Annotated in this window: 24 protein-coding genes, 1 pseudogene and 2 riboswitches; of the genes and pseudogenes, 21 read left to right on the forward strand and 4 right to left on the reverse strand. The window is 43.6% G+C overall.

Features of this window, described 5'->3' with window-relative positions:
• The first annotated feature begins 85 nt into the window (after nt 1-85).
• Complete coding sequence (locus J2T20_RS12865; protein ID WP_307589062.1) at nt 86-451, forward strand: spore germination protein GerPE; 366 nt, start codon at nt 86-88, stop codon at nt 449-451.
• A gap of 81 nt (nt 452-532) precedes the next feature.
• Complete coding sequence (locus tag J2T20_RS12870; RefSeq protein WP_307588888.1) at nt 533-1,756, forward strand: aminotransferase class I/II-fold pyridoxal phosphate-dependent enzyme; 1,224 nt, start codon at nt 533-535, stop codon at nt 1,754-1,756.
• A 74-nt stretch (nt 1,757-1,830) separates the two neighbouring features.
• Here J2T20_RS12870 and J2T20_RS12875 read toward each other — a convergent pair whose 3' ends face one another.
• Both J2T20_RS12875 and J2T20_RS12880 read right to left on the reverse strand, forming a co-directional pair.
• Nucleotides 1,831-2,781 carry an alpha/beta hydrolase gene (locus J2T20_RS12875; protein ID WP_307588890.1) on the reverse strand — a complete coding sequence of 317 codons (951 nt, stop codon included), beginning with the start codon at nt 2,779-2,781 and terminating at the stop codon, nt 1,831-1,833.
• An 86-nt stretch (nt 2,782-2,867) separates the two neighbouring features.
• Nucleotides 2,868-4,172: an APC family permease gene (locus tag J2T20_RS12880; RefSeq protein ID WP_307588892.1), complete on the reverse strand. Its 1,305-nt coding sequence runs from the start codon at nt 4,170-4,172 to the stop codon at nt 2,868-2,870.
• A gap of 137 nt (nt 4,173-4,309) precedes the next feature.
• On the opposite strand from J2T20_RS12880, the gene J2T20_RS12885 reads away from it, so the two are divergent.
• From J2T20_RS12885 to J2T20_RS12895, 3 genes and pseudogenes are all read left to right on the forward strand, one after another.
• Entirely contained in the window at nt 4,310-5,227 is a 918-nt protein-coding gene (locus J2T20_RS12885) for a LysR family transcriptional regulator (protein ID WP_307588894.1), read from the forward strand.
• An 85-nt stretch (nt 5,228-5,312) separates the two neighbouring features.
• On the forward strand, nt 5,313-6,242 hold the full coding sequence (locus J2T20_RS12890) for a tyrosine-type recombinase/integrase (protein ID WP_307588895.1): 930 nt from the start codon (nt 5,313-5,315) through the stop codon (nt 6,240-6,242).
• Between the two features lie 102 nt (nt 6,243-6,344).
• Nucleotides 6,345-6,657, forward strand: a pseudogene (locus tag J2T20_RS12895) (DUF3900 domain-containing protein); the annotation flags it as partial.
• Nucleotides 6,658-6,726: 69 nt separating this feature from the next.
• On the opposite strand, the gene J2T20_RS12900 reads toward J2T20_RS12895, so the two are convergent.
• Nucleotides 6,727-7,656: an L-lactate dehydrogenase gene (locus tag J2T20_RS12900; protein ID WP_307588896.1), complete on the reverse strand. Its 930-nt coding sequence runs from the start codon at nt 7,654-7,656 to the stop codon at nt 6,727-6,729.
• 143 nt (nt 7,657-7,799) lie between these two features.
• On the opposite strand from J2T20_RS12900, the gene J2T20_RS12905 reads away from it, so the two are divergent.
• The 14 genes from J2T20_RS12905 to murB all read left to right on the forward strand — a co-directional run bounded on the left by J2T20_RS12905 (nt 7,800) and on the right by murB (nt 23,130).
• Complete coding sequence (locus J2T20_RS12905) at nt 7,800-8,426, forward strand: LysE family translocator (RefSeq protein ID WP_307588898.1); 627 nt, start codon at nt 7,800-7,802, stop codon at nt 8,424-8,426.
• Nucleotides 8,427-8,472: 46 nt separating this feature from the next.
• On the forward strand, nt 8,473-9,864 hold the full coding sequence (locus J2T20_RS12910; RefSeq protein WP_307588899.1) for an amino acid permease: 1,392 nt from the start codon (nt 8,473-8,475) through the stop codon (nt 9,862-9,864).
• A gap of 53 nt (nt 9,865-9,917) precedes the next feature.
• On the forward strand, nt 9,918-11,207 hold the full coding sequence (locus J2T20_RS12915) for a hypothetical protein (protein WP_307588901.1): 1,290 nt from the start codon (nt 9,918-9,920) through the stop codon (nt 11,205-11,207).
• A 206-nt stretch (nt 11,208-11,413) separates the two neighbouring features.
• Nucleotides 11,414-11,590: a hypothetical protein gene (locus J2T20_RS12920; RefSeq protein ID WP_169744137.1), complete on the forward strand. Its 177-nt coding sequence runs from the start codon at nt 11,414-11,416 to the stop codon at nt 11,588-11,590.
• Between the two features lie 218 nt (nt 11,591-11,808).
• Nucleotides 11,809-12,201 carry a DUF2500 domain-containing protein gene (locus tag J2T20_RS12925; protein WP_307589063.1) on the forward strand — a complete coding sequence of 131 codons (393 nt, stop codon included), beginning with the start codon at nt 11,809-11,811 and terminating at the stop codon, nt 12,199-12,201.
• A gap of 491 nt (nt 12,202-12,692) precedes the next feature.
• Nucleotides 12,693-13,115: a cell wall hydrolase gene (locus tag J2T20_RS12930; protein ID WP_307588903.1), complete on the forward strand. Its 423-nt coding sequence runs from the start codon at nt 12,693-12,695 to the stop codon at nt 13,113-13,115.
• A gap of 58 nt (nt 13,116-13,173) precedes the next feature.
• The gene (gene gerQ / locus J2T20_RS12935) at nt 13,174-13,650 is read left to right on the forward strand and encodes a spore coat protein GerQ (RefSeq protein WP_373457792.1); all 477 of its coding nucleotides are present in this window, start codon (nt 13,174-13,176) and stop codon (nt 13,648-13,650) included.
• A 335-nt stretch (nt 13,651-13,985) separates the two neighbouring features.
• A complete protein-coding gene (locus J2T20_RS12940) occupies nt 13,986-15,302 on the forward strand; it encodes a hemolysin family protein (RefSeq protein WP_307588905.1) in 1,317 nt (438 codons plus the stop codon).
• Nucleotides 15,303-15,449: 147 nt separating this feature from the next.
• Nucleotides 15,450-17,378, forward strand: a complete 1,929-nt coding sequence (locus J2T20_RS12945; RefSeq protein ID WP_307588907.1) for a sensor histidine kinase — start codon at nt 15,450-15,452, stop codon at nt 17,376-17,378.
• A 69-nt stretch (nt 17,379-17,447) separates the two neighbouring features.
• Nucleotides 17,448-18,191 (forward strand): DsbA family protein, encoded by a 744-nt coding sequence (locus J2T20_RS12950; protein ID WP_307588908.1) that lies wholly within the window; start codon nt 17,448-17,450, stop codon nt 18,189-18,191.
• On the forward strand, nt 18,188-18,664 hold the full coding sequence (locus J2T20_RS12955) for a disulfide oxidoreductase (protein WP_307588910.1): 477 nt from the start codon (nt 18,188-18,190) through the stop codon (nt 18,662-18,664). Before J2T20_RS12950 ends, J2T20_RS12955 begins: the two co-directional genes overlap by 4 nt.
• 185 nt (nt 18,665-18,849) lie before the next feature.
• Nucleotides 18,850-19,007: riboswitch (cyclic di-AMP (ydaO/yuaA leader) on the forward strand.
• Nucleotides 19,008-19,131: 124 nt separating this feature from the next.
• Entirely contained in the window at nt 19,132-20,949 is a 1,818-nt protein-coding gene (locus J2T20_RS12960; RefSeq protein ID WP_307588912.1) for an APC family permease, read from the forward strand.
• A gap of 349 nt (nt 20,950-21,298) precedes the next feature.
• Nucleotides 21,299-22,105: a (2Fe-2S)-binding protein gene (locus J2T20_RS12965; protein WP_307588914.1), complete on the forward strand. Its 807-nt coding sequence runs from the start codon at nt 21,299-21,301 to the stop codon at nt 22,103-22,105.
• Nucleotides 22,106-22,215: 110 nt separating this feature from the next.
• Nucleotides 22,216-23,130: a UDP-N-acetylmuramate dehydrogenase gene (gene murB / locus J2T20_RS12970; protein WP_307588916.1), complete on the forward strand. Its 915-nt coding sequence runs from the start codon at nt 22,216-22,218 to the stop codon at nt 23,128-23,130.
• Between the two features lie 48 nt (nt 23,131-23,178).
• Here the strand turns inward: murB and J2T20_RS12975 are convergent, their stop codons facing one another.
• Nucleotides 23,179-23,517 (reverse strand): hypothetical protein, encoded by a 339-nt coding sequence (locus tag J2T20_RS12975; protein WP_307588918.1) that lies wholly within the window; start codon nt 23,515-23,517, stop codon nt 23,179-23,181.
• 239 nt (nt 23,518-23,756) lie between these two features.
• On the opposite strand from J2T20_RS12975, the gene J2T20_RS12980 reads away from it, so the two are divergent.
• Nucleotides 23,757-24,497, forward strand: coding sequence for a ZIP family metal transporter (locus J2T20_RS12980; protein ID WP_307588919.1), 741 nt, complete (start codon nt 23,757-23,759; stop codon nt 24,495-24,497).
• Between the two features lie 79 nt (nt 24,498-24,576).
• Nucleotides 24,577-24,620, forward strand: a riboswitch (PreQ1 riboswitch).
• 208 nt (nt 24,621-24,828) lie between these two features.
• Complete coding sequence (gene queF, locus J2T20_RS12985; protein ID WP_307588921.1) at nt 24,829-25,329, forward strand: preQ(1) synthase; 501 nt, start codon at nt 24,829-24,831, stop codon at nt 25,327-25,329.
• Nucleotides 25,330-25,355: the final 26 nt, after the last annotated feature.

Genomic DNA, 25,355 nt, shown 5'->3' on the forward strand with positions numbered 1-25,355 from the left:
CATTAACTGTTCATCTGTATGTGACAGCAGAAACAGTCCAGATTCTCCTCTGCCGGATAAAGAAAATTGACCTATGCGCAATTCCATGATTAGAAATGTCTATATTAATGACTTGTCCAATAGTTCTATCTTTGTATGCGGATCTGTCGGTTGTATGAAATCAAACTTTATGGGGAGAAAGGAAGTTCTCCAATCAAATGAGAAGCCGAACGAAGGTGACAGCGAAGAGAAAACGCTCTATAAAGCGTTCCCGGTTTGGCTGAATACTTTGGATGAAGACGATGAAATGGAGATCATGACGGATTCGTCTGCGTCGGTTATACGTTTGGATGCTATCAAGGTATTATCTCTTTCCAACGGGACGGCCTTTCATATTGGGTCCAGTGAATCCATTCACCTGGAAAGCCGGATCACAGAAATTAACTTAGGTAATAATCCAGATGATCATTGATCACGTTTATTGTTTTTTGTAGCGGTCAAGCTTTGCCTGAGCATGCTATAATGATTGAAAAAAATAAGCGGGTGGATTTCATTGACTTTTAGTGGCAATAAAGTGAAATGGAGAGCTGAAAAATTATCACATCTTGGTTCCTCCATTTTTTCAGAGGTAGCAGGTTGGAAGGGAGAGGCTATTCAGGCGGGTTTGGATGTGATTGATTTAGGGATTGGCAGCCCGGATCAGGCACCTGCTCTTGAAATACGCCAAACTTTAAGCGCTGCGGTTATCAGGGAGAACAGTTATTCCTATCCTTCATCAAAGGGGAGCTTGGCCTTTCGTAAACAGGCTGCCGCCTGGATGAAAAAACGTTTTGGCGTAACTGTGAATGCGGAAGAAGAGCTTGTTGCACTTATGGGTTCACAAGATGGTCTTGCCCATATGGCGTTGGCTATTTGTAATCCGGGTGATCTGGCGATTGTACCTGATCCAGGTTACCCTATCTATGCCGGTTCACTAGCAATTGCAGGGGTGAGACCATGGAGTCTTCCGTTGCTAGCTGAAAATGACTTTTTACCGGATTTAGATAGCATCCCGGAAGAAGTATGGAGAGAGGCTGTATTCATCCTCTTAAATTTTCCTGGAAACCCCATTTCAACGGAAGTGGATATGGACTTTTTTGCAAAACTAATCTCACTTGCCCGTAAATGGGAGGTCCTCGTTATTCATGACCTCGCTTATTCGGAGATGGGCTTCGATGGCTATAAACCTATAAGTATCTTACAGGTGCCTGGAGCGATAGATACGGCGGTTGAATTCCATTCCTTCTCCAAGAGCTTTAACATGGCGGGGTGTCGTATTGGATTTATGACAGGGAATCGAGAAGCCATCTCTGCACTCCGCGAGTTGAAAGGGAATATGGATTACGGTGTGTTTGACCCTATACAGGAAGCGGCTATTGTAGCTTTGGAATTGGCTATGACGGGGAACGACGCGAGTGAAGGCGTTGCTTCATTATATGAACGCCGTCGTGATGTATTTGTCGAAGCCCTGGCTCTAGAAGGTTGGGTGGTCCCGAAGCCGAGAGCAACAATGTTCATTTGGGCTCCACTTCCAGAAGAAATGGACAACCCCTCGGAGGTCGGGAGTTCTCGAGCTTTTGCCCGCGATTTGTTACTGAAGACGGGAGTAGCCGTGATTCCTGGTGATGCATTCGGTTCACAAGGAGAGGGGTTTGTAAGGATTGCGCTCGTTGAAGAAGAGTCAAGATTAGTGGAAGCAGCTAAACGGATCGGTCGATACCTTCAAAAAGGGGAGTAACCATTAATCTAATAGCAAAAGCCATCCTCACTTTGAAGTGAAGATGGCTTTATTTGGGGTTGTGTTACATTAGACTATTCCCTCAACCAAGTAGTGGCCAGTAGAATTGCACCTTTTTTGGCATTGGTGTCTGCCAGAATATTCAGCATAACAAAATCATGGATAATCCCTTGAAAACGAACTGCTGTCACTTTAACGCCTGCTTCACGTAATTTGGCGGCATAGGCTTCCCCTTCATCACGCAATACATCCGCTTCAGCGGTAATGACCAAGGCTTCTGGTAAATTACGCAGCTCATCGATACTGGCGCGAAGGGGAGAGGCAGTGATCTGCGCCCGTTCTTCAGGGTCGGTGGTATATTGATCCCAAAACCACTTCATACCTTCACGCTGCAAGAAATAACCTTCGGCGAACTGATTATAGGAACCCGTATCGAAGGAAGCGTCCGTGACCGGATAGAACAAAAGCTGCTTGGAAATTTTAGGCCCTTTGCGTTCTTTAGCCATCAGTGTAATCGCTGCGGCCATGTTTCCGCCTACACTATCTCCTGCTATGGTTAATTGACTTGAATCAAGCCCATGTTCAGACCCCTTTTCGGCAGCCCATTTCACAACGGTATAGATTTCCTCGATGGCTATTGGATATTTGGCCTCCGGGGAAAGGCTGTACTCTGGAAACACAATAGCTGCTTCAGCACCGACGGCTAGTTCGCGGATCAATCGGTCATGCGTATGTGCATTGCCGAACACCCAGCCTGCGCCATGAATATAGACGATAATAGGTAGGATGGCTGCTGAAGGGTTTTTAGGGCGGACGATTCTTACGGAAATACTTCCGTTTGGTCCACCGGGTACTTTAAGGTCTTTTATTTCTACATCCGGTTTGTATACTTCGCTTGACTGTACTTGATTTACCGTTTCTCGCCCTTTTTCAGGACCAAGATCGGGTAAAAAGGGAGGTTTGGAGTTATCATCGGCGAATTTCTGAGCGGCGGGTTCAAGGACAATCTTGTTCACTTCTGGCATTGGAATCGACTCCTTTGGTCTATCATAGTCAAATTCTCTCACTCCAATTCATAACCACCAGCCGCCGACCTGAAACGAGTCTCAGGTTATTCTCTGTCCCCTGGAGATGTTGCGATAATAGTAGACTCTACGGAGATGCCACTTCTTCGGATAGATATAAACCCTACAAATATCAGTGTAATAAGTAGCGGATATCCAATCGCCCAACCTGTAAAGGGGAACACGGCTGCTGTTGCCAAAAAGGAAATCCAACTGATCGTCACTCCTAGGGTGTTTCCTTTTAAGAGACGGATACCGGCAGCACATCCTCCTATGTAAGTAAGAATAAAGGTGGCGTTGGGAAATTGTATTAATGTAGTAATGGAGAGAAGTCGGCTTCCATATAAGAAAAGTACGAAGGTGTAACATAACAACAGAAACCCAATCGCTCCCGTAGGTGTATTAAATCGTTTGGACAGCTTACCCATCCACTTTGGTGCATAATCCTGACGTGATAAAGCAAAGGCGACGCGGGAGGCAGCACCCGAGTAAGCGATGATGGTAGCCGTACAGATAAAAAGTCCTGTAAGTCCTGCTATAAATCCGCCCCAAGCCCCCAAAGGCTGGCTGATAATCCAGACGAGTGAGGCCCCTGAGCCACCTTTAAGGTAACTTTGTGTCCCGACAGTGGCTAAAGCGGATAGGAAATATAATATTCCTACTATAATAGCGGCGATGGTCACACCTTTAACCGCTGCACGCTGTGGATCTTTGAACTCTTCTGACAGATGGGAGACGGCCTCCCAGCCAATAAAACACCAGAACAGAATAGCTGCGGATTGTCCTACACTCAACCATCCATGCGGTACGAATGGGGTGAAGTGAATACTCTCCATCCGAGGGAGGGCCGCGGCAAAGGAGAAGACGAGTACGGCTACAATCGCGATAACAACGGCGATCTGTATTTTGCCGGCCAACTGCATACCCACCCAATTTGTAACGAGTCCAATAGCCAGCATGCCGGCTGCCAAAGCTATTCTGGCTTGATCACCCCATCCCATAGCAGCTGTCATATATCCTGCTCCTGTGAGTGCGGCAACAGGTCCGCCAATTGGCACTGACATTAGGAAAAACCAGCCGACTAAGGCTCCTGCCCGCGGCCCATAAGCGAGTCTGACAAAATGGGAAACTCCTCCCGCGTTAGCGAATTTAGCGGATAGCAGCCCCATGGTTAATGCCATAGGCAATATAAGTAAGGTCATAAATCCCCATGCGAGCAAAGAGGCAGGACCGGCCATTTCGGCAGCCAGACCGGGTACAATCAATACCCCCGAACCGAGAACAGCACCTATGTATAGGGCAATCGCCTGCGGCATGCCGATGTTTCTTTGTAGAGCAGTGGTTTCCTTCATAAATAGCATCCTGCTTTCCTAAGCTTTTATTATTGTCTTTTAATATAGAGTATCAGATAATAGATCCATTGGAAAAACGGAATTATTGAATACTATCCATTCGAAAAACCGATGGAAGAGCCGTCAGGAGGAACCTAATGGAGTCACGTCATCTCTTTACCTTTCTGGTAGTGGTTGAGGTAGGCAGTTTTACGCGTGCTGCTCAGAAGCTGGACTATGCGCAATCCAGCATTACTGCCCAAATCCAAGCGTTGGAAGCAGAGTTAGGTCAGCCTTTGTTTGATCGAATCCGAAAAAAAATTATTCTCACTGACGCTGGACGCCGTCTACTGCCCTATGCGCAGGAAATATCCAAAATGCATAGCATGGCTCAGGACGCCCTACGTTCGGAGACGGAACTGACAGGAACTTTACGGATTGGTGCGCCGGAGTCATTAGCTGCTTTTCGACTTCCGGGGATTATTAAAGAATTCCGCGAACGATTTCCGCAGGTTCAAATCATTCTAAAGCCGGGTGCCTGCTGGGAACTTATTGATTGCATCCGCTCCGGGGAACTGGATCTGGCTTTTCTACTTCAACCTGAGACGGAGTTCAAGGATATGCATATAGAGACTCTCATTCACGAAGAGATGGCCTTAGTAGCACCTCTAGATCATCCCCTTATTCAATTTAGTGAGGTAACTCCTCTTGACCTAAGAACGGAAACCATTCTCCATACAGAAACGGGCTGCTCCTATCGCATCTTATTTGAGAAGCATTTGAATAGCCATGGAGTATTTTCGGACCCGAAGCTTGAGTTCTGGAGTATTGAAGCGATCAAGCAATGTGTGATGGCAGGGCTAGGTATCTCCTTTTTACCGTTTGTCACAGTTAAGAGTGAGCTGTCCGAGGGGAAATTAATGAAGTTGAATTGGAATGATGAGTCACAACGGGTTGCCACCCAGCTTGTGTATCATATCAAAAAGTGGCAATCGCCGGCCTTGTCTCAATTTCTGCTTACGGTGCAGAAACATGCAGGGGAGTGGAACGGAGAAACTGCTGTTAGCGATGTATGAACTTGTTTAAAACAACATCTCTCCTCATCTATTCTATGGTACAATAAATACTTTCTGAGATTGAAAAAAGGGGAGGGCACTTGTCGTGATTAGCTTTACCGAGGACTATGACGATGAACTGAATGCTTTTCTGATCTGGATGAAAGATGCCGGATATACCCCTCATACCCAAAAATCCTATTTGGCAGATGTACGTGAATTTCTGAACAGTCTAAACGGAAAAGGGCTGGAAAGTGTTAAGAAACTGCATGTTGTTTCCTACCTTACCTCTGTCCGAGAGCGCGGGGTCAGTGATGCAACCCGTAACCGTAAGCATGCTTCGTTAAACTGCTTTTTTAAGGCTCTGATAGAGCTTGAGGTGTACAACTCCAACCCTGCGGCGGGCATTAAAAAGTCTAAAACCGAAAAAAACCGCGAGCCCGTCTATCTGGATGAGAGTGACCTGGAGCGTTTTTTGTCTGTTATAGAAGGTAAATATAAGGGGCGTAATTTAGCTGTGTTCTTGCTTATGTCCTATATGGGACTGCGGGTGGGCGAGGTTCATATCTTAAATATCAGTGACTATAATAGGGAAAGAAGTTCGCTCCGAGTTTTTGGTAAAGGACGAAAATGGCGGAATATACCTGTACCCGAAGGAATTGTTCCGTTCTTGAACATAGCACTGGAAGAACGTTTAGACCCTTGGCGCCAGAAGGAAGAGGCTTTATTCATTTCCCAAAAAGGGCGGAGACTCTCCATTCGGGGAATTCAGCAAATCGCTGCGGATACCTTTAATAGGTTTCAAAGCGGAGTTCCTGCTGCTCAAAGACGCCCCTATTCCAGTCACAAGCTGCGGCACTCCTTCGCTACTATGCTTCTCCGAAAAGGGGCTGATCTGCGTACTGTTCAGGAGCTGCTTGGCCACTCATCGATTCAGACTACTACAGTATACACACACATTACGAGCCGGGAGAAAGAGGAAGCCATGTCCAAACTCCGAGTCCATCTGCCGCAGTTGCGCAATGAGATAAGTTAACATAATAAATATTATGTTAACTTAGTGCCAATTTAAGCACAATGTGCTTTTTGAGGATGACAAGATCGTTATGTATTGCTAACATGAATAGGGGTCAAGGCCATGAAGTTCAATGTACATTATCTGTCCTTCTATGTCATTCAATTGAGGGTGGAGAAGGACAAGCCTCCAAATCGTATAAACATTATCAAATATTGGCCGATTCCTCGTAGAGCCCGGATATGAGCTTGACAACAATCCTAACTTTAACCAGTTAACGCGTTTGCGCGTAGCGGATGATAAGGAATCCTTCCATAACTTTGGTGATAATCCCTTTGTCTTTATAATGAAATGCGATTTCGAACCTAAGATCGCCCGCAGTGCCGATGAAAAGAGTCTGATCAGTCAGGTAGAGATGGCGATCAGCGCCCGGAATAGGGCCCGGGGAGGAATAGGAAAAACCGCCAGAGTGGATTTGAATTCATCCTTCTGGCGGCTGATTTCTTTAGAATAGTTCAAGCTTGGAAATTTCACCCTTGAGTTTTTCTGCTGATTTCTGGAAGAGAGCCCGCTCTTCCTCGCTTAGAGGCAGGTCAAGCACTTCCCGAACCCCGGAACGGTCTACAACGCAAGGTGCTCCTAAGAACACATCGGTTACTCCATTATAGTTGTTCAGCAGTGTTGAGACATTTAGTACGGCTCCTTCATTGTTCAGAATGGAGACGACGATACGATCTAAGGCCAGCGCGATTGCGTAAGAGGTAGAGCCTTTAGCATCGATAATTTCATAGGCGGCATTTTTGGTGTCTTCAAAAATTTCCTTGCGCTCCGTCTCATCAAATCCGAGCTCGATTCCGGCGACATTGGCCAGACTCCACACTGGAAGTTCCGAATCTCCATGCTCGCCAATGATTTGACCGTGAATACTCCGTGGATCGATTTCTTTGTGCAGACCAATTAGGTAACGGAATCGAGCACTATCGAGAACTGTTCCTGATCCGATAACACGTCTACGATCAAATCCGCTTATTTTCAATGTAGCATAGGCTAAGATATCCACAGGATTCGTAGCGATCAGTAGGATAGCATGCTGGTTGTATTTTGTAATTTTTTGAATGATATCTTTAAAGATGGCAATGTTCTTGCGAAGGAGATCAATTCTTGTCTCTCCGGGCTTTTGGGAGGCGCCGGCGGTTACGATTATGATGTCTGCTTCTCTGCAATCTTCATAGGTACCTGCCCATAACTTCACTCCGCCAATAAAAGGCATACCATGATTCATGTCAAGCGCTTCACCGAGTGCCTTCTGGTGGTTAACGTCAATGAGTACAAGCTCGGGCATGCGGCGGCGCAGAAGTAATGTATACGCCGTTGTCGTTCCGACCGCACCTGTGCCAATAACTACAACACGGTTGGGCTTGAATGGGGGGGCCATTGTTCCATCTCCTCCAAATTTGTATTTTTTGTGTCCATTCTTATCCATCATAATCTCTAGACTTAGTGTTTTCAAGCGGAGTTCTTTTAATTCATTACCCGATTTCGGACAAAATAAATAAGGAGTTCCAGAAAGGAGAAGCTATGTTTAGCATTTCCACACTCTTTTTGTTTATGGGGGCAGCTGTTTTACTGATTTTTATCCCTGGACCGGATCTAATCTTCGCTATTACGCAAGGCATTACCAATGGACGTAAGGCGGGGTTATATACCGCAATCGGGCTGGCGCTTGGGAATACAGTACATACCCTTGCAGCAGCTTTTGGACTATCTGTTCTTGTAAAGACCTCGCCTATATTGTTCACACTTTTTAAAATTGCCGGGGCGCTGTATTTATTCAATCTGGCTTGGAAGTCACTGAAGTTCCGCAAAGCTGCACTTTCATTAACTCCTGGAGAAAAGATACATGAAGGATCTCTGCTGAGGAAGGGTTTAATCATGAATGTTCTAAATCCTAAGGTAGCGATTTTTTTCCTGACCTTTTTTCCACAATTCGTTAATTATGAGTATGGTCAGGTGCCCCTTCAGATGATCTTGCTCGGACTGATTTTTATAATATTAACGGCATTAATCTTTGGGCTATGTGCTTATTTTGCCGGTATATTTAGCAGTAAGCTGCTTGAAAGGCCACTTTTTCAGGAAGGCGCTAACATAGGCGCTGGTGTGATCTTTTTATGCCTTGGCATCAAGCTTTTGGCTACCTCACCATAAACTAACTCATGAAATTTCACACAACTGACAGGAGAGAATTTAAGTTATGGATTTATTTCGTAAAAAACCGTTAGCCGCACCACAAGGGGCGAATACGGACAACTTGAGCAAAACACTTGGAGCATTAGATTTAACAGCACTTGGAGTAGGTGCCATTATCGGTACTGGGATTTTTGTAATGACGGGTGTAGCCGCGGCTGAGCATGCAGGACCTGCACTTGTGCTTTCTTTTATAATTGCTGGATTTGCTTGTGTGCTGTCAGCGCTTTGTTACTCTGAATTTGCCTCTACGATCCCAGTGTCCGGGAGTGCTTATGCTTATAGCTATGTAGCCTTTGGTGAGCTTCTTGCATGGATACTTGGATGGGATCTTGTCCTCGAATACGGTGTTGCAGCAGCGGCAGTCAGTAGTGGGTGGTCAGGATATTTCCAAGGGCTTCTTGAAGGATTTGGTCTACATTTACCGACTGTTCTTACCGGGGCGTATGATGCGGATAAAGGAACTATAGTTAATTTACCGGCTATCGTCATTATTTTGCTGATATCATTCTTGTTAACACGCGGGGTTAAAGAAACGGCCCGGTTTAATGCGATCATGGTCGTCATTAAGCTTTCAGTGGTGCTTTTATTTATCTTCACCGGTATTTTTTATGTAAAACCAGAGAATTGGACACCTTTTATGCCCTTTGGTTTTCATGGCGTAGTAAATGGGGCAGCTACTGTGTTTTTCGCTTATATAGGTTTTGATGCCATCTCAACAGCAGCGGAGGAGGTTAAGCGTCCTCAGCGCGATCTCCCTATCGGAATAATATCTTCGCTTGCTATTTGTACCGTTCTGTATATTGCAGTTTCGCTTATATTAACAGGGATTGTCCCTTATCAAAACCTGAATGTAAGTGACCCGGTTTCCTTCGCACTTCGTTTTGTGGATCAAAATATGATTGCAGGACTTATCTCGGTAGGTGCCATCGCCGGGATGACCACTGTGCTGCTTGTAATGCTTTTTGGTCAAACACGTCTATTGTTTGCGATCTCACGGGATGGACTTTTACCGCGAAGCCTGTCAAAGGTTAACTCAAAGACACATACACCGGTTCGCAGTACATGGATGGTCGGGGGTATTGTGGCCGTGCTAACTGGTTTTGTTCCTCTGGACCGGTTGGCTAATCTTACGAGCATTGGTACCTTATTTGCCTTTCTTATCGTTTCTTTGGGTGTAATATCTCTACGGGCTTCGAACCCGGAATTGAAGCGTGGCTTTAAGGTTCCTTGGGTTCCATTAATACCTTTACTAAGTGCGGCAGCTTGTGGGTATTTAATGTATAATTTGGGGAGCGAGACTTGGATTGGTTTCATGATATGGCTTGCAGTGGGTTTGGTAATTTACGCGCTGTACGGATATCGCAATAGTAAACTTAACAACAACAGTAAAAAATAATTAGATTCTAATATATACAGCCGTTTGTTTCACTTAACCGAGGGGAGAGAGCGATGTCATTTAAAACTGTAGGTTTGAGATCCATAAAACTGCTTTTTCTGCTATTGCTGACTGCCTTTACAGTAGCTGCTTGCTCATCTCCTCCTCCGGAGCCCATCCCGTCTCCACAACCAACGGAAGCACCGGAAGAAGGACAGACGATCACCATAATAACACCTGACGGTGAGAATTTAGATCCTATAAATGCACCTAAATATCAAATTCAAACCCGACTTACGGATTTCGAACTGCTTAGTGTCTCCGAAGGAATAGCTTGGGGAGTAACCAAAAATTCGCTCCGGTTGTACATGACTCATAATAATGGTAGGACATGGGCGAATATCTCACCATCTTCTAACATTCAGTTCTCAGAGAACCCGGTTTATGGAAAAGATATATTCTTCACAGACCCGAACAACGGCTGGATTATCCGGGGCTCGTATGGGAATACGGAGACGATTGTTCTGCGTACCCATGATGGAGGATTGAACTGGAAAGTTTCCTCTCTCGGTGATGACAACCCTATCTCTTCTGTTTATTTCATTACACCCGAGCGCGGCTGGCTTTTAACTTCTTGGGACTCCACTTCCTATAAAGAAAGCAAAGCCTTATACTCCACAATTAATGGAGGCGCCTCTTGGAACATTGTAATGCAGAATGAGCAATATAGTCCGATTTCCCCAAATCCTTCTATACCTATACCCGGTGTAACAACGGGCATGATCTTCATGAATAGAAATGTTGGTATTGCGACTTTACAGACTGCTTCCCTCCCTAAAGTCTTCATTACTAGCGATGGAGGGATCAATTGGCGACCCGGACAATCGTTCTTAATGAATGATCAGTTGGCACAATGCGACCGGGTTATTACCGGAAAGCCTGACTTTTTCGGTAAAAGCAACATTAAGGGCTGGATGTCTGTGGGTTGCCAGACTGATAAGGACAACAGTATTACCTACCATGGTTATTTTACAGCAAACGGAGGTAAGAACTGGAAGTTTGCTCCATTTACACTTAGCAGATTAAGCGGAATAAATCGGAATGTACCACCGATATTTCTCAATTCGTACATGGGATGGGTGCTGAAAGGCAATCTCCTGTATCAAACCAAAGACCAGGGAGCAACTTGGAAACGACTGCCTGCCAGCAGGGTTCTGCAATCTAAACTGGCAGATTATCCCGAGGTGGTTAAGCTTCAGTTCTTCACTGAAAATTATGGCTGGCTGTTGATTGAGAAGAAAGAGGATAAAAAATCAGTTCTTCTTCAGTCCGTAAACGGCGGACTCAGCTGGAGCGTCATGTAAATAACAGGTTTAAAGACTGCCTCATGGCAGTCTTTTTTAGTTGAGATTAGGGGTGAGAAAGATCTATTAATCGTAAAAAACTTATTTAAAATTTTCTTTATGTTTGTGATAAAAATCACATTAACCGAAAATAACGTGTGATATATTTAACACATAGAACAAGTTCATTATTTCACAAACTTTCATTCCGAATAGGAGAGATTATAATGACAACATTTAAAACGGATTATGTGACTAGAAACCTTCTGCAATTGTGCTATAACTGTGAAGATGCTCACTTGTGTGAAACTGAAGAAAAATGCAGAGCTTGTTGGGCAGACAACGGAATGATGCCAGAACAAAATGATGAAACTAAACAACTGTTAGATCTTGTACATGCTTAAATTAATTATTCATACGCATAGATAAGACTACACATTTTCTTTCTTGAACCTAAGAGAATGTGTGGTCTTTTTGTGTTGTTGATGTTCAAATAACAACTTCGGTGTAGATTTAACCACTTTATTAATGCTGTATGGACTAGGTGAAGCATATATATGTAAGGAAGCGTCCAAGGCAACGAAGGGCAGAATAAGGTGTTAAGGGGGAATTAGCAATGGGAATGGGGCCGGAGTCTTCATGGATGTTTGATTTTACCGGAACGGTGATACCTATCTTCTTAGTAGTAATGGTAGGTATTATTGCGGTATCCGCTGGCAGGGGCATACTTCAGTGGAGCCGGAATAACAGCTCACCCCTGTTGACCGTCCCTGCTCGCATTGTCAGTAAACGTAGCGAAATCCGTCAGCAGCAAGATGAAGGGATTTCAAGCCGTACAACGACAACCTACTTCTTAACATTCGAGCTGTCTGGCGGGAATAGAATGGAATTTAGAGTAGACGGCCATGAATTTGGAATTAGTGTAGAAGGAGATACGGGCTCCTTAACATATCAAGGTACGAGGTATCATGGTTTTCAGCGTCAGCATTTGTACTCCACCGTTGAGGGGGGTTAAATAAAGGTTATTCTACTATATATGATGAACTCCAGATATTAACTTAAGGCTCAGGCGTCACTACCGTGAAGATTTGGACTTCCGGCCGCTGTTGTAGTAAGACTTTCTTTGAATTAACCCGCTATTAGCGGTTGAAATCCGGATACAGCTTATGCTTTCGAAGCTAGCTTTCCTACGGAAAGCTTTCGGGCGGTCGCTATCGCTCCTACAGTTCCAAATTTCCCTTTCGTTCCTTTTCGCTATTTGTTATTTTCTTTTGTTCAGGTTATATAGCACCTTTATAAGCGGTGTTCAAATATCCCCTTGTTGGTTCACATCAAACAAGGGGATATTTAATATTTAGGATATTACTCTAATCACTATAAAATGGAGCGTGTGTTTAACTGGAAAAAACTTAAGAACAGTCACCTCTTAGGCAAACGCACATACAATACATCGTGCAGTCAAGAAACATGATGTTGACTACAAGGAGTTCTTAAGGAGGAGAGAGAGTGGCCGTCATTAAGACGAATTCGGAAGATGTAAAAGTACTTGCACGGCTAATGAGGGCAGAGGCTGAGGAAGATGGAGAACAGGGAATGCTGATGGTCGGTAATGTCGGAGTGAATCGGATTCTTGGCAATTGTCTGGACTTTGACAATATCCGCAATGTGGATCAGATGGTCTTTCAGAGTCCAGGCGGCTTCGAGGCGCCCAGCAAAGGATATTTCTATCAACGTGCCCGTGACAGAGATATTCGTTTGGCTAATCGTGCAATTGCTGGAGAACGAGTACGGCCAGCCTCCAATGCTCTGTGGTTTTTCCGGCCTACTGGAGCTTGTCCAGCCACCTGGTATAATCAGCAAAATACGGGCCGCTATAAAGCACACTGTTTTTTTACTCCAACAAGAGCAGATTGTCCATCAGTTTTTTGAGAGATGTGTAATTTCAATAGGAGTCCATTCTCCACATAACTTTTAGGAGGTTCAATACATGATAGTTCAACCTTATCGTCCTGTTACTTATACCATTGGTAGTGCTTCATCTGGGATGCCCGGAATGGGCAATACAACGCAAGGGATGCCCGGAATGGGTGGAGGTGGAATGACCGGTCAACCGCCACAGGTCACCAGTGGTAGTCCGATGACGCCCACCGGAACTGTAGTGTCGACCCCACAGCCTGTATTCGAGCAATCCTATATTGAAAATATTTTACGCCTTAATTTGGGTAAAACAGGTACGTTTTACATGACATACGAGAATAATTCAGAGTGGAATGCAAAGATATTTAAGGGCGTTATAGAGGCTGCGGGCCGTGACCATATCATTATTAGCGACCGGGCAACGGGACAGCGGTTTTTATTACTTATGATTAATTTAGATTATGTTACTTTCGACGAACCTCTTACTTATCAATACCCAGGCGCCCCAGGTAATGGCAGCAGGAATACCACCCGTAACTGCTGGTAAATTAAAGCCCTCCTCAACAGGAGGGCTTTTTCAGTGTGTTCAGGACAGAAGGACAAGGATGTCCTCTTACAGCCTTCTAGAGCCCAAATCGATCTGAATAGTTAAAAAAATGCTTGTATAGCCCAATCTGTCGGCATACGTTGCCGTTTGACTGTGTAGATTATAAATATATATAATAATGTATATATTTATAATTCGTGATGCAGTCAGGAGCTGAGACACTTGGGAAGTTGATGGAGAAAGGAACGTTTGGCGATTTACAGGCTAACACTTTGAAAAAACGAAGGAGGTGTGCCTATCCGTCCTACGAGGAGAATGGCGGATAGGAGTATAATTTGAGCGACCCTTTGCCCGGTATGTTAAATGTAAGTTTAATTGTTCTGTTGGTGCTGTTAAACGGTTTTTTTGTTTCGGTTGAGTACGCGATGGTAAAAGTCCGCAGCGGCCGTATTGATACTCTCATTGAGGAGGGCAGCAAAAGAGCTTTAGCAGCACGTAATATTGTTCACAATCTCAATGCCTATCTATCAGCTTGTCAACTTGGCATTACGCTTGCTTCACTAGCTCTAGGTTGGCTTGGCGAACCGGCGATAGCCACTTTAGTAAGGCCGTTAATAGCTGGCTTAGGATTTGGAGAAACGTCCGTACACGTCATCTCACTCCTAATTGCATTTTTCCTTATCACAGTTCTGCATATTGTCCTTGGTGAATTAGCCCCTAAGACCATTGCTGTTAACAATGCAGAATCTATACTTTTATTGATGGCTGGTCCGATGAATGTCTTTTACAATCTGATGTACCCGTTTATCTGGATCGTCAAAAGTCTAGCTAGCGGGCTGCTGCGTGTATTCCGACTGGCACCTGCCTCAGAGGTTGGAACAGCACATACAGAGGAAGAAATTCGTATTTTAATGCAAGAGAGCAATAAAAGTGGACTCATTGATAAGACCGAAATGGACCTCGTAGATAATATTTTTGAGTTTGTGGATACAATGGCAAGGGAAATCATGATTCCAAGAACGGAAATGATCTGTTTGAGCAATCATCTTTCTGTGGAAGAAAATCTTGAAATTGCTTATGACGGCATGCGAACGCGTTACCCGGTCTGCGACGGAGATAAGGATCATATTCTGGGCTTTATTCACATCAAAGATTTGATAAGGGAAAGTGCACCCAATTATCTGGATTTGATCCGTCCTATTCTAACGGTTCCGGAGTCCATACAGATCAGTGCTCTGCTTAAGGTAATGCAGCGTGCTAAGACGCAAATTGCTATTTTGATCGACGAATATGGTGGTACTTCTGGTCTGGTTACCTTGGAAGATATCATGGAAGAGATTGTCGGAGAGATACAGGATGAATTTGATGAAGAACGTCCTGGTGTCGAGAAGCTGGGAGAAGATGAACATTCGGTCGATGGATTAATGCTGATTGAAGAAATTAATGATCGGTTGGGACTTCATATGGAAACGGACGATTATGACACGATAGGCGGCTGGCTCTATTCCAAGCTGGAGATCAATCCTCCCCAAAAAGGACAATCGGTTGAGTTCGATAATCATCTGTTTATGGTAGACGAGATGGATAATAAACGTATTTCCCGAATTAAGGTGACAAAAGTTCAGTTAATGATTGAAGAAGCTGGAGCATAACGACTGACTGCAATTATTTTTAGATCTCATGGACATGGTGCTGAAAAGCACTGTGTCTTTTTTATATTGTGAAAAGATTCTATGTATATATTGCCGGGTAAATGATTAATAAATTAAATGTGTGTGAGAAGAAGGGAGAGAAAGGCTATGTCTCATCCGATGAGTTCGTATAATGAGATGCATGTCATACTCTCCGTGCTTATTGCTTTTTTGGCCTGCTTCATGTCTATTGATCTTACGGACAGACTCCTTCGCGGGAACAGAAAACACCGTTCAATACTTCTGATTTCGTTCTTATTGGGTTTAGGGATATGGGCGATGCACTTTATTGGTCTGCTCGCGATGGATTTAAATAACACGCTAACCTTCCAAATACCGCTGTTAGCTTTCTCTTTGCTAATTCCTATCGCTGCCTCCTATATAACCTTATGGCTACTCAGCTCGAATAATCGCAGTACTTTTAATGGGATTCTGTCCGGTACTGTATATAGTGCGGGTCTTCTTCTTATGTATTATAGCGGGATAAGAGCGATAAGGCTGACAGCATCGTACGAACAAGATACCTTGTCTATGATCCTTTCTTTTGTATCCGCATTAATATCCGCTGTGGTGATTGCTACATATAACTTGAAATGGCTGAGTAATGAATACAATCTATTTTCCTTCAGAAAAACAATAATAATACTGCTGTTAACCGGATCGGTGACGGCAATGCACTATACAGCAATGAGGGGTACCACGTTTTCAGAACCTTCCCTTTATGCAGGCCAATGGCCAATGCTAGATGATTTTTTGCTCGTTTATATGGTTTTCGGTGCGTTTTTGTTCATTCTATCGCTCTTTGTTCGAGTCCTGTACAAGGATCGGAAAAGCGTGCTTACGATGGCCCGTTATTATGAGCAGCACTATATGACACTCTTTCAATTTAGCCCGGACATGGTAATTTGTATTGATCCTGTTCAAAAGGCGATTATAAGCGTGAATCCTGCTGTATTTGATACCACCGGTTATTCCAAAGAGGATCTTTTGGTTAATCAAGGCGAGATATTCAGCGAAACGGATAAGTTAATTATGGATAAAGCTGTACTTAAGGCTGCCAATGGGAATTCAAGCAAGCTGCAAATCACAATTCGAACAAAAAGTGGGATGAATTTAGTTTGCAGTACAACGGTATTTCCTCTCAAAGCGGACTATCCATATTTTGTGTATATAATGGCCAAGGATGTCACAGAGCATGCTCGATTTCAGGAGGAGCTTATCGTCGCAAAAGAAGCGGCAGAAGGCGCCGCCCGAATGAAGAGCGAATTTTTAGCTACCATGAGCCACGAGATTCGTACTCCGCTGAATGGCATAATAGGGATTAATGGACTTCTTGCAGATGAATTAAGTAATCCTGAATATTTAGAACTGTTGAAGCTGCAGGCCAAAAGCAGTCAGGCGTTACTTAAGGTAATAGATGATGTATTGGAGTTGTCCAGTATGGAAGCGGAGGCCGTTCAATTGCATACAGCACCCTTCCGTCTTTCTTTGCTGATTCAGGAATGTATGGATCTATTTTTGGTGAATATAAGCGAAAAAAATTTACGTTTGGAATTTTATGTCGCTGAAGGTGTTCCTGATATGTTGATTGGTGATGAAGTTCGAATTCGGCAAATCTTGGTGAATTTAGTCGGGAATGCAGTGAAATTCACATCAAAGGGAACCGTGAGTCTTAGGATTGAACCGTACAACACAGCGGAGCCTTATTATGGCCTTCAATTTAAAATAAGAGATACCGGGATAGGATTGGACACTAAGAAGCTTGAATTCCTATTCCAGCCCTTTACCCAGCTTGATGCTTCTAATAATCGTAAATTTGAAGGGATAGGGTTAGGGCTTGCCATCTGCAAAAAATTTGTTCATTTGATGAATGGAGAGATCTGGGCAGCATCACCCAAGGAGGGGGGAGCGGAATTCATCTTCCGAATTCCTTTAGAGATTCCGAAATCAGTTAAAACATCTCCTAATAATAGGATGGAGAATAGACAACCCCTAGATAAGGACGAGGAATCTAGTTTGCCAAGGGGTGTCTATTAATTATATAATTTTTATTAATTGCTTATTAATATTACTCCCCGTCCGAATTGGACAGAAAGGAATTTCCCCTTGAGCCCATCTAAAAAAAATATCACCCAGGCCCCAAATCTCAGTAAACAAGAGAAGCGGATAGCAGAACAGGCACGACAGAGACAGAAAAACCGTATCTTTATGATAAGCACTATAACTCTAGTGGTTATTCTTTTTGCAGCCTTATTCTATCTGGCTTCCAGAGAGAGTGGATCCAGTAAAACAGCTGAGTTTGATTACAGCAGTATGCCTAGATTGGGTAAAGAAGATGCTCCAATCAAACTTGTTGAATTTGGAGATTTCAAATGCCCGGCTTGTGCAGATTTTACAGGTTTAATCAAACCTCAAATCGTTGAGGACTATGTAGATCAAGGGAAAGCAGCACTCTATTTCGTGAATATGTCTTTCATAGGCCCTGATTCCACAACGGCTTCACTTGCGGCGTTATCCGTTTATCATCAGAATAATGAGGAATTTTGGAAGTTCTATGATGCCATCTATGCCAATCAAGGTGCAGAAGCTGAAGAGTGGGCAACTAAGGATTTTCTGGTGAATCTGGCTAAGCAGGAAAAACTATCTATTGATTATGATCTCCTCAGCAAAGATATAGAAAATCAGACCTACGCTGATGAATTGGAGCAAGACAATAACCTGGCCAGTGAAAACAAAGTTACACAAACCCCTTCATTATTTGTAAATGGAGAGAAGGTTCTTGAGCCTTTCAACTATGAAGCAATCCAACAAGAAATAGAGACAGCTTACAAAGCAGTTGAAAACCCATGAGCCGATTTCAATCCTTTTGCCGCCAACATTGTCTGTATCTGGCCTGGATTGTATCCATTGTCGCAGTTGCTGGAAGCTTATACTTAAGTGAGGTCCTAAAATATGAACCTTGTAAGCTATGCTGGTTCCAGCGTATCTTTATGTATCCGCAGTTATTTCTGCTCGGAATTGCCACCTATCGTAATGATAGACGCATTATCCCTTATGTGTTACCTCTAAGTCTTATTGGCGGATCTATTTCTATATATCATTATGCCGAGCAGAAAATCCCGGCTTTAAGTGAGATACTACCGTGTACGATCGGTGTTCCTTGCAACAAGGATTATCTTAACTTTTTTGGCTTCATTACAATTCCGTTATTGGCACTAATTGCTTTCACACTAATCTCCATTTTGTTATGGAATGGTCGTAATTATAGTGAAGAAGCGAACGATGTTGAGGATGAGAATGAAAGCATTGAAAATTTGAATTAAACCCGTTACAAAATGATGACAAAACCCTATAAACACACGGACTGAAGTGATAATAGAAGAGAATGAAAGAGATCAACCTCTAGTACTGCAATTCTGCGGAAATTGGTTACTTTTTCATTCTTTTTTCTTTTTTTTCAATGCTTTACTGTTACCCCTATGTAGACTAATATTAGACCTTGTGAGAAGTTGAATATGCGCTGAATTTTCCGTAGGAAAAACGGGGGAACCAAACTTGACCGTCAGGTCAAAAGGGGTGAATCGGCACCGGGTGAAAGCCCTGGTCCGTAGGGCTACCACAGTCCGAATCCGCCAGCTAACCTCGTAAGCAAAAGTGGGATAATGACTATGCCTAAGCATACGGATCATTTCCGAATGCTTATTTTTGTGCCTGCATTTATGAAATCCACTATTGAAAACGGCGCACGGAATTCCGATTCAACTCACCAAAGAGAGGAACTGTTTCTAAAATGGTAAGCAAAGTAAAACGACTTTTAATTGGTCGCCCAATGAAATCGAACGAACTCGATCATGAAAAGTTAACCAAGGTGAAAGCACTCGCAGTTCTGTCATCGGATGCCCTATCGTCAGTGGCCTACGGAACGGAACAAATTCTAATTGTGCTGGTGGCTGCCGGCTTTACGGCTATCTGGTACTCATTGCCGATTGCAATAGCTGTATTGGGTCTGCTGGCCATTCTCATATTATCTTACCGGCAGACAATCTTTGCTTATCCACAAGGCGGCGGTGCTTATATTGTTGCCAAGAAGAATCTGGGTATTCCAACAGGTTTATTAGCAGGCGGTTCCTTGCTGGTGGATTACATTCTGACTGTTGCTGTAAGTGCCTCGGCGGGTACGGATGCGATAACATCGGCTTTCCCGAGTCTTCATAATCATACGGTTCTAATTGCAGTCGTTGTAATTCTGATTTTGACCATTCTTAATTTACGTGGAGTCACGGAGTCTGCTTCTTTCATTGCGATACCCGTATATTTGTTTGTGGTTGCTATCTTCGTCTTAATTATCTCTGGAGTATTTAAGTATGCTGCGGGTGGTATCCATGCGAATGTTCCGGAAATGGGAGCAGTAGTATCCAATGTAAGTCTGTTTCTATTGCTTAAAGCGTTCAGTTCCGGTTGCTCGGCACTGACCGGTGTGGAAGCTGTATCCAATGCGATTCCTAACTTTAAGGCTCCCGCTGAAAAAAATGCGGCGAAGACCTTGGTGCTTATGGGGGTTATCCTGGGAAGCATGTTTACAGGGATAACACTGTTAGCTTATTGGTATGGAATTACCCCGAATGAAAAGGTAACGGTTATTTCTCAAATTGCGGAATCAACCTTTGGTCGTGGGAGTCTTTACTTCTTTATTCAGGGAATTACTGCGGTCATTTTGTTCTTGGCTGCAAATACAGCATATTCTGCGTTCCCGCTGCTCGCATGTATGTTGGCTAAAGATAAATATATGCCTCATGCCTTCATGGTACGAGGTGACCGCCTAGGCTTCTCAAACGGGATTATATTTCTCGGTGTAATGTCGGCATTGCTTGTTGCTGCGTTTCACGGGAATACAGAAGGTTTGATTCCGTTATATGCCGTGGGTGTATTCATTCCGTTTACACTTTCACAGCTTGGAATGATGGTTCGGTGGTATAGATTGAAGCCAAAAGGGTGGAGGAGTAAATTTGCCGTAAATACGGTAGGGATGCTTACCACATTAACGATTACCTTAATATTTATTATTACCAAATTCTCCAGTGTGTGGATGGCATTCATCTTCCTACCCCTTGTAATGTTCGTTTTCTTTCGTATTTATACTCATTACATGAATACTGCAGATCAGCTTCGTATTCAAATGGATACAGAGAAACCGACAATTAAAGGCAGTACAGTGATTGTCCCGGTTTCAGGTGTGACTCGTGCCGTTCTTCATTCGATTAGCTATGCCAAATCACTGACCGAAAATGTGGTTGCCGTTTATATTGGTTTTGATGAAGAGGAAATTAGCAAGATGGAGCAGAAATGGGAAGAGTGGAATCCGGGTGTGCGTTTGATCGTGCTTCGTTCACGTTATCGCAGTATTTTAAGGCCGCTGGTTAAGTTCATTGAAACTGTAGAATGGAAGACTTCATCCACGGATCATATTACGATTTTGATACCACAGTTCATTACGAAGCATTGGTGGCAGGCGATTCTCCATAATCAGACCAGCATTTTCATCCGAACTTATCTTATGAATCAGAAGGATATTGTTGTCGCAACAGTACCGTATCACTTACACAAATAAGACCAACAAATCTGCAGCAGCTGTTCCTGAAATTTGGGGAATGGCTGCTTTTTTTATTTATATATTGACATGGATAATGATAATCAATATCATTTGAATAGAAAAGACGAAGTGGGCAACTACTTTCGACTACAAACATTAAATTCCCCCTCCTGTATGAGCTCAATGGTCTGTTCCTAATGGCGTCCAGGATTAGCTGGCTGTACAGCGGTGCGAATGCTAATTCCAAAAAACTATGCTTGACCCTCGTACGGGTGTGCCGCTCTGTCTTCCCTACGAGTGTGCTTCCTATACAACATCCGGGATGTAAAGATAAAGCGGCTCTGAACTAAGAACAGGAGGAGAAGAAATGAATGATGAACAATTGATTCATGAACTGGCAACCAAATTTGACTTGCAGCTTTCAGTTCCGGAGGGTACACAATATTCGTTCGCAGCAGCCGATCTGGTGAAGGAAGAAAAGATGCAGGAGTTCATGGAATGCTATAAACCCTTGATGAAAGCGCTTGATGATACAGCTGTGGCTGCCTATTTCGCGAACTGGTTTTCAAGTGCAGCTATGGCGCTACAGTATACATTATCTGTTTTTAATACGGTTCCGAACATGAGTCTATCTAATCTTTCGATTCATCTTGTACCTGCAAGTGGCTATTGCCGAGTTGTGTATGTTATAAATCAATGGGACACGATCAAAGGACCTGCAGATAAAGTTGAGCGGGATCATTGGCGTCAACGGGTGCTTTCGGACTTTTATAAAAATACAGCATTCCCCCTTATTCATTCTATCTCAGCTCTTAGCGGTCTTGCTGCTAGTCAAATTTGGGGTCAGCTTCCTACAAAATTCAATTATTATCTGGAGATTTTGATGAATGGTCAGGACAATGCCGACACTATGCATCAACTTCAAATGGATTATGAAAGCCTAAAAAACGACCTGTCACCTGAAATCTTCGGTTTAGCCAAAAATCCGTTTCAGGTACAAGTTCGAAGAATTGAAGATCTCGCCGACCCGGAAAAAACAGTGCAGATGCGTAACCGCTGTTGTCTGTATTACCTTACTGAAGGTGGGAACTATTGTTATACATGCCCCCGTCTGAATGAGAATGAAAGAGCCGATCGAAGAGAGAAATTCAGGAGACAAGCAGAATCATCCTGATTCAAATAAATAATGGCTTTGATATCATAAAAGTGCTCCCGTCATTGACAAAGAAGCCTGTTCGTTGTTAAAGTTGGGGTTGCAATAATCCCGCTTAAGGAGCATGAAATATGAACATAAGTAAAATACTTGAGGATTTACAAAAGCTCGTTAAGGCTGGAATTATAAAAAGCCACGAGTCCTTAAAAGATCATGTGTTTACAAAAATGGGCGGTCAGGCTGATATTCTCGCTATTCCCACCACTTATGAGGAAATTCAAAATATTGTTACATATGCGCACCAGAACGGAGTCCCACTGACTGTTCTTGGGAATGGGTCGAATGTGATCATCAGGGATGGCGGGGTACGTGGAATAGTTCTGCAGACCTCCAGCTTATCAGCCATGGGGTTAAAAGAAGATAACATTTTATTTGCTCAATGCGGCGCCAAAATTATTGATGTCTCCCGATTTGCCCTCGAAAAGGAGCTCACTGGGCTCGAATTTGCCTGTGGAATACCCGGTACAGTAGGAGGAGCACTGTATATGAACGCTGGTGCCTATGGAGGAGAAATCTCCCATGTGCTGGACAGTGCGCTAGTTCTCAGGAAAGATGGTCAAATCGATACAATGCATGGTGATATGCTCCAGTGGGGATATAGAAAAAGTATATTTGCCAGTGGAGAGTATATTGTATTGGAAGCACTCTTTTCCATGAAGGCTGGAGTTTTTGCTGTTATTAAGTCAGCTATGGATGATTTGACTGAACAACGGGAATCCAAGCAACCGCTTGAATACCCTTCCTGTGGAAGTGTCTTCAAGCGCCCACCTGGGCGGTATGCGGGACAGCTGATTCAAGAAAGCGGATTACAGGGTACCCGGATTGGCGGGGCGGAAGTTTCAAGAAAACATGCTGGTTTTATTGTAAATGCAGATCATGCTACAGCTTCTGATTATATTGGATTAATTCATCATGTACGCAAAACGGTTAAAGATAAGTTTGGTGTTGAATTAGAGACGGAAGTCGAAATTATCGGTGAAGAGTAGTCATAAAGCGAGGCTGAGGGAGGATTCCTTCAGCCTCTTTTTTTGTTCTTATTCCTCTATAGAGAGGATATATTTAGCCCGCTCTGTTTTGACTTGGAATTTCTTCTCGTCAGAGGGGCCCATATTCAGACCGCTGACAGCAATCTCATAACTATGTTGAGGCAACGGTACTCGCTCACCGTCAGCGTTCGTAGTGTTTCCAGTTCCTCGTAGCACCAGTGCATTATCCAAATAATCATCGACCGTATCCTCACCATTTCGAAACACAACGCTTTCCAGCTTAAAGTGAACGATATCCAGATCTTCAAGCTCGTGTTTTTCAATGACAAGGGTCTGATCAACATGGGTATTTAACCAATCCGACAACATACTTACGTTTTGTTCCATGAGGTGATCCCATCCTTTAGGAGATTATAAAAGTTAAGTTACCCATATCCTTGAAAATGAATCCATTATTCTGACTATAGGGAATGTGAATAGTGATAATGGCATTAAATATTAATGATGTTAATTAAAAGCTATTACTTACTTTCAACTATTCTAAGGCCTAGTTTGCACACAAAGTGTAATGAGTGTAATCTGATTCTAGAATATACACTTATTGAGTAGATAAGAAGGTGAAATCATTGGGGAATGCTGCCATGTGGGGTGCAATATCAGGATCAGCGGTTATGATCGGGGCGTTGTTCGCTCTGTATTTAAATATCCCGAAGAAGATCATCGGGTGGATTATGGCCTTTGGTACAGGAGTATTGATAGGAGCAGCGACGTATGAGCTATTGGGTGATTCAGCAGATAAGAGCGGACTACCCCCCACGATTATCGGATTTTTGGCAGGGGCTTTAGTGTTCACTCTTTTTGATTGGTACATCTCCCGTAAAGGGGGAGCCGGGCGTAAACGTTCGGATAGATCGGCTGGACAGGATAGTCAATCGGGAGTCGGAGGTATGGCGATTTTTGCCGGGACAGTGCTTGATGCCATACCTGAATCCATCATGCTCGGTTCGAGTTTGATTGGTGGGAAGAGTGTTAGTCTGCTGCTGGTCATCGCCATATTTATAAGCAATATTCCGGAAGGACTATCAAGTACCGCAGGATTGAAGTCAGACGGTTATACAAAAAAGCGTATAGTACTTTTATGGTCGTCCGTAGTATTGATTTCAATAGTAGCCACAATCGGGGGCTATGTTTTTATGGAACATGTGTCTGACTACACCAAAGCCATCATTGCTTCCTTCGCGGGAGGCGGTATCATTGCCATGGTATGTTCGAGTATGATGCCGGAGGCGTATGATGAAGGCGGGTCGATAACGGGATTTGTGGCCGCGCTTGGATTGCTGTGTTCATTAATTTTGGACCACATGTAACACTTGTCTTGTTACTGCTAATCATGGTATAGTACTAGACGCACATTAAGTATAAAGAAGAAATCTGCGGCTAATCTGCGCAGGAGAGGTTCGAAAACTCCCTCTATAAAAAACTAAGACCGCTATCGAATATAAGGCAGCATCTTCATCAATCATAGGCTGGATGAGTTCAGGTTTACTGAATCTCTAATTTCTTATATGCAGCGTAATAACGGACCCCTTTTTTTTGACTTGGGGTGGAATCCGTTTCTTAGTAGAGCCTGTTTACGAAATCTCGTTCTTCTTTCCCATAGGGTAAAATTACCGTAGGAAAAGAGAGGGGTTTTTTGTCATGTCAGAAGGAAGAATAAAAGAGGATATGCCGGAAGTCACATTGCTTGGAAATCAAGGTACTGCTTATAAGTTCGGGTATGATCCGGCCATTCTTGAGGTGTTTGACAACAAGCATCCAGGCCGCGACTACTTCGTAAAATTTAATTGTCCTGAGTTCACAAGTTTATGTCCGGTAACCGGTCAGCCTGATTTTGGCACCATGTATATATCGTATATCCCTGAGCAAAAAATGGTGGAGTCGAAATCCTTGAAATTATATCTGTTCAGCTTCCGCAATCATGGTGATTTCCACGAGGACTGTGTCAACATTATTATGAATGATCTTATCGCTCTTATGGAGCCGCGTTATATTGAAGTGTGGGGCAAGTTCACGCCGCGTGGAGGAATATCCATAGATCCTTACTGCAACTGGGGCCGTCCGGGAACTAAATATGAGGCAATGGCCGAACACCGGTTGATGAATCATGATTTGTATCCAGAAAAGGTCGGAAGCCGTTAATGGAAAAGGCTCAAGCGAAGGAGATT

This window comes from Paenibacillus wynnii (assembly GCF_030812855.1).
Classification (GTDB): domain Bacteria; phylum Bacillota; class Bacilli; order Paenibacillales; family Paenibacillaceae; genus Paenibacillus_AQ; species Paenibacillus_AQ wynnii_A.